Below are 4,735 nucleotides of genomic sequence, written 5' to 3' on the forward strand. Positions count from 1 at the left end.
GCGCCCGCTACCTGCGGCATCTGCGCAGGGCTGGGGTTACCGCGAGGGGCATCGGGAGGAACCGTGAGCACATCGGAGCAGCAGTCGGAGCCGGCCGAGGATCCGTGGGCGACATTCACCGACTTCGAGCGGGACTACTTTAGGCAGACGCGCTCGGAGATCGACAGCGACAAGCGGGAACGGGACCTGTTCCTCAACTTCGCGATCCTGATCATCGGCGGTGGCGCCGCCATCGCGGTCGGTCAAACCGACTTCCTCGCCGCTATCGAACGGGATGACAATCCCCTCCACGAGCAGATCAACCACCCCGCCATGTTCGCGGTGATCCTGCCCGGCTTGAGCATCATCACCGCCCTCATCTGGATGCGGCGGGAGAAACTGGTGCAGATCGGCATCCGTTGGATGGTGCTCCACACAATGCTGAGCGGCCGACTCCGCGAGAGGCCGCCGGACACCACGGAGGCCAAGAGGCTCGGCTCCCTGAAGATGCCGGACACCTTGGAAGCCAAGATGCTCGACCGGTTCAGCTCTCCGGGAAGGGCAGTCAGGAAGGAAGTCATCCTCGTCCTGGCAGTCTCGACCCCCATCTACGCGCTGCTGGTGGCGCAGATCTGGATCTCGTGGACGGATCTGCCAGACGACTCGGGAATGCTACTCACCTCATGTCTCACCCTCCTCGTCCACGTCATCTTCGTCTCGTGGCTCTTCAGCCGACCGATCCCGGAAATCCCTGGGTCGAAGATTTCCTGGTTCCGCAGGAGGCGTTCAGCACGCCGACGTCCGGCTGGCACCGGTGCTCCCTCGCCGGAGGAAGCCGGATGATCAGGGTCGGCTTCCCCTCCCCGGCAGTGAACCCCAGAGCCTGACTGGCACTCGGGGCTCACTGAAGGGGTGGATCAGGTCGGGTCGGACCAGATGATGCGCCCGTGGCGCTCGACCGAGCGCAGGTCCAGCCGGACGGCGCCGTCGGTGAACTGGAGCCGCCCCTCCTTCACATCCACGGCGACCTCGTCGTCGGACCGGAGATCGGTCATCGCGTTGATGACGGGCCGGTAGAAGAACGGGTGGTCCTCGCGCAGCCCGTGCTGGAAGGAGATGATCTGGCGGCGCTGGGGCCCGAACCCCGTCGGCGCCCCGGACCCCGAGTCGAGGTCTTCCTGCCAGCACACCCCGATGGCACGGGTTGCCGTGGCGCCGTCCATCTGCCATCCACGGTCGTCCTGGTCGCCCCAGAAACGCAGAACGTCACTCTTCTGCAGCGCCACCGGCAGCGAGCCCAGCGACGCCTTCGGGCGGTGTCCGCACGGCCCCCACAGGGTGTTGGCCTGGTGCGCGCTGCGGTAGGTGGACACCCGCTGCGGCGCCCCGAAGCGAACCGTGTAGCCCCCGTCGGAGAGGTAGATTCCCGCCCCGGGGTCTGTGGGCATCTCGTAGTCGGCCGGCAGCCCAAAAGCCTCCAGGTCTGCAGCCCGGGCCGGGCCTAGCAGCATCGACTCGCCGTAGGTGAGCATCGCGTCCATGAACTCCGACCAGCCCCGCACCACGAACGAGTCTGCGTACAGCACCCGCAGGCTCGGGATCGGTGAGTAGAGCAGATCGACGAGCACGGCCAGGTCGTCCTCGTCGAGGCCGTGGCGCGGGTCGACGAGCACCACCAGGGTCTCCCCGTCGGCGGTGCGCTCCTGCAGTTCCGCGTGCATCTGCTGGATACCTTCTGGCAGCTGGGTAAGGTCGACGACCTCGGCGGACGGGGCGAGCATCCGCTGGTCGGCCTTGGACGGGGCGCGCATCGGGACGATGGTCCGGTAGCCGTTGTTCATCAGCTCGCGGATCAGATAGCTCACGAGCAGGCCGCGCCGACGCAGGTCGCCGCCGTAGACCCCTAGGGACCGTCCGCCGAACCACCACCGGGGCGTCTCGAACTCCCGGTCGGCCTGGTCTCGCGGACTCATGGGATCGTTCACACCGGAGTAGACGCTCGGCACCTCCAAGGCCTCGTTGACCCGCTCGCGCTCCGGCCCACCGGAGGGGGTGGACGCTCCGGGAAGCCCTTCGCTGCTACTGGCTTGCATCGGGGTGAGAATCTTGCGCCCAAGGGTCTTGCCCAGACTGGCGAAGTTGACGCTGCGCCCTTCGCGCTCGAGCTGCTGCAGGGCCAGGACCGCCCGGGTCATGGGGATGTTGGTGATCTTCGCGGCCTGCTCGAGCGCTCGCAGTCGATCGCGGTGCGGTGCGTCGGTATGCTTGTCCAGCTTCTTGGCCAGATCGCTGATGGTGTTGGAGCTGTACTGACGTGACATGGCGTGCCCTTCCTCGGCGGAGGGGATGTCGGCGTCCGCGCACACTGACATCCCGCGCTGAGGTGGTGACTGCATTCTCACGTGGACTCGAAAGCCCTTGTCCGTAGCGGCTCCCGACAGGCGCGGGCATGTCTGGAACCTGGAGCCGGGAGCGCGAGAGCGACCGGTGTACCCCAGGGTAGCCAGCGGCCCCGGAGAGCGGAAGGCTCGCCGGAGCCGTGACGGTTTGCTACTGCTCAGCCTTCGTCGGACCAGACAGTCTCCCCCTCGCGCTCCACGGAACGCGGGTCGAGGCGGACGCTGTTGCGGGCCGAGAAGTCGATCTCCCCGGACGCCAGGGCGGCTGCGGTGCGCGCACAGTCCTCGTCGGTGACGGCCGCGTGGCCCCAGGAGCCGTGCGGGTCGCGGATCCCGCGGACGAAGGAGGTGGCTAGGTAGCTGGGCGTGCCGAAGATCTTGGTGGTGGCCACCACGATGTCATCGTCGTCGGCGATCGCCCGGGCCGTCCACACCAGGTTCTTCTCGCACCAGTACCGCAGCCGGTCCCCCACCTGGATCTGCACGGGGGCTTCGTGCCGCTCTTCGATAGCGCGGTAGCCCTCCGGGCGGTAGAGGCGGTTCCAGTCCCGGCCGGCGGCGAACGGAGAGTGCGGCTGCACCGGCACCACCGGGCCTTGTCCTGCCGGGGAGACCCAGGCCCCGGCACTGCGCAGACGAACCCTCATCACGACCGAGACGCGATCGCCCTGGGGTTGATGGGCGTGCTCGGCCTGCGCGCCGGGGAGATCGTCAAGCTCGACATCGACCACGTCTCCCGCGCCACCGCCTCGGCTGCGGTTTCCCTGCAGATCTACGGCAAGGGCCGCACCTGGCGCACCGTGCCGGTCCCGCCGTGGATGGAGGCCCAGATCATCGCCTACCGCGCCCGGCTGGGCTCCGAGGCCGGTGCGGCGCTGCTGCTCTCCCCCACGGGCAACCGCCTGGCGGTGCGCGACATCGAGCGCCTCCTGGATCGAGCCGTGAAGCGCACCCGGGCCGCGGATCCGGCCCACGCCCGGGCGGTGGTGCCTCACGGGCTGTGGCACACCGCGGCCACGCTGATGCTCGCCGAAGGCTGGGACGAGAAGGTCATCGCCCAGCTGCTGGGCCACAAGTCGGTGAACACCACCTCCCGCTACCTCGACGAGCTGCCCGGAGAGCTTTCCGTGGCGGTCAACGCCCACCCGTTGACCCCGCCGGCGCCGTCGGAGTCTTACCAGGAGCCGGCCGTGTAGCCTCTCGGCACCAACCTTGAAATTCTTGTTAATGTTTTACCAACGCACATGGTTGAATGTTCATAGGTCAGGTGGTGCAGCCCGGCTGGTAGCGGGGACCGCGGTGGTACCTGGATGTTCATGGAGTAGCGAGTCGAAGGCCCAGAACCTGTGGGGGATCCAGGCCTTCGACATCTTCGGACAAATCAGTTACATCACAGGGTAAGGATGATACTGGTCTATCGCGTGGGCTTAATTGGCCATATACGCCCGTTGCGGATGACTCAGCACTCCGATCTTCACACTAGTGGAATATCCAGCTGGCGCCACCTCTCTCGTAATTTGTCCAGCTGGAGACAACTCCATTCGATGACACACGGAACCGAACCTTCTGATACATCTCCTCGTTCGGCTCTTTCCCACCGCCTGCATCCTTAGTTTGAGGAAGTTGCTCACGGTAGGTGAACCTGTGGGTTCCCGCCTTGCCGCGGAAAGAGCGACTGTAGGTCTTCTCGCCCACGTAGTCGTCACCCCGCCCCTCGCCGGTGCCGTCATCCTCCTCCATGCGGATCTGGTGAACGTGTATGGTCCGGCCCTTGTCGCACTTGACGTCGATGACCCACTTGATCATCACGCGGTTGCTGCCGTCGACGCCGTCGGCCCTGGGACCTGCTGGCTTGTAGACGGTGCATCCGTAGCGAGTGGTGTCTGCGACGGCCGGTGTGGCCGCCAGGCCGATCGAAGACGCGGCAAGCAGCGATGCCGCCGCAAGGCATGCCAGCCTGTTTCTTTTCATGGCTATCCCCTGAACAATGGAAAAGTGCTCTAATCATTGACGATGAAGGTGAAGCTCATCACCAGTTTCCGGACAACGCAGTAACTACTGCGTCCCGGCCACCTTGACGGCCCAAAGGATTCAGATGAGCCTCGAGCCTTAGTATCCTCAGTGTGAAATACCTACGCAGACGTTATCGCAAGTCGCAGGCTCAATCGTTATGCACAGAGGCTCCAGATAGACCCATTTGCGCACATTCCTATGTCGCATGCAAATGTATGGGGCATCTCTGCCTTGCTTATTTGGTTTGCCCTCGACGTGTCCGCGCCTAAATCGAGCTGGTCTGCTCGAGCTTTGCCTTGGCCTCGTTGCGCGCGATCGTGCGCTGGATGGTCGCCCTCGAGACG

5 protein-coding genes are annotated in these 4,735 nt (G+C 65.4%); 2 read left to right on the plus strand and 3 right to left on the minus strand.

Annotated features, from left to right (window positions below; all coding sequences use genetic code 11):
* Positions 1-63: 63 nt before the first annotated feature.
* Entirely contained in the window at positions 64-822 is a 759-nt protein-coding gene (locus tag ACPYN7_RS17770) for a hypothetical protein (RefSeq protein ID WP_424348521.1), read from the plus strand.
* A 74-nt stretch (positions 823-896) separates the two neighbouring features.
* On the opposite strand, the gene ACPYN7_RS17775 is transcribed toward ACPYN7_RS17770, so the two are convergent.
* Positions 897-2,300 carry a hypothetical protein gene (locus ACPYN7_RS17775; RefSeq protein WP_424348522.1) on the minus strand — a complete coding sequence of 468 codons (1,404 nt, stop codon included), beginning with the start codon at positions 2,298-2,300 and terminating at the stop codon, positions 897-899.
* Positions 2,301-2,536: 236 nt separating this feature from the next.
* Positions 2,537-2,959 carry a hypothetical protein gene (locus tag ACPYN7_RS17780; RefSeq protein WP_424348523.1) on the minus strand — a complete coding sequence of 141 codons (423 nt, stop codon included), beginning with the start codon at positions 2,957-2,959 and terminating at the stop codon, positions 2,537-2,539.
* Here ACPYN7_RS17780 and ACPYN7_RS17785 point away from each other — a divergent pair.
* Positions 2,948-3,574 carry a tyrosine-type recombinase/integrase gene (locus tag ACPYN7_RS17785; protein ID WP_424348524.1) on the plus strand — a complete coding sequence of 209 codons (627 nt, stop codon included), beginning with the start codon at positions 2,948-2,950 and terminating at the stop codon, positions 3,572-3,574. The genes ACPYN7_RS17780 and ACPYN7_RS17785 overlap by 12 nt on opposite strands.
* A gap of 283 nt (positions 3,575-3,857) precedes the next feature.
* Here ACPYN7_RS17785 and ACPYN7_RS17790 read toward each other — a convergent pair whose 3' ends face one another.
* Positions 3,858-4,349 carry a hypothetical protein gene (locus tag ACPYN7_RS17790; protein WP_424348525.1) on the minus strand — a complete coding sequence of 164 codons (492 nt, stop codon included), beginning with the start codon at positions 4,347-4,349 and terminating at the stop codon, positions 3,858-3,860.
* Positions 4,350-4,735: the final 386 nt, after the last annotated feature.

Origin of the sequence: Kocuria sp. CH-021 (assembly GCF_049716185.1) — a bacterium.
GTDB classification, from domain to species: domain Bacteria; phylum Actinomycetota; class Actinomycetes; order Actinomycetales; family Micrococcaceae; genus Kocuria; species Kocuria cellulosilytica.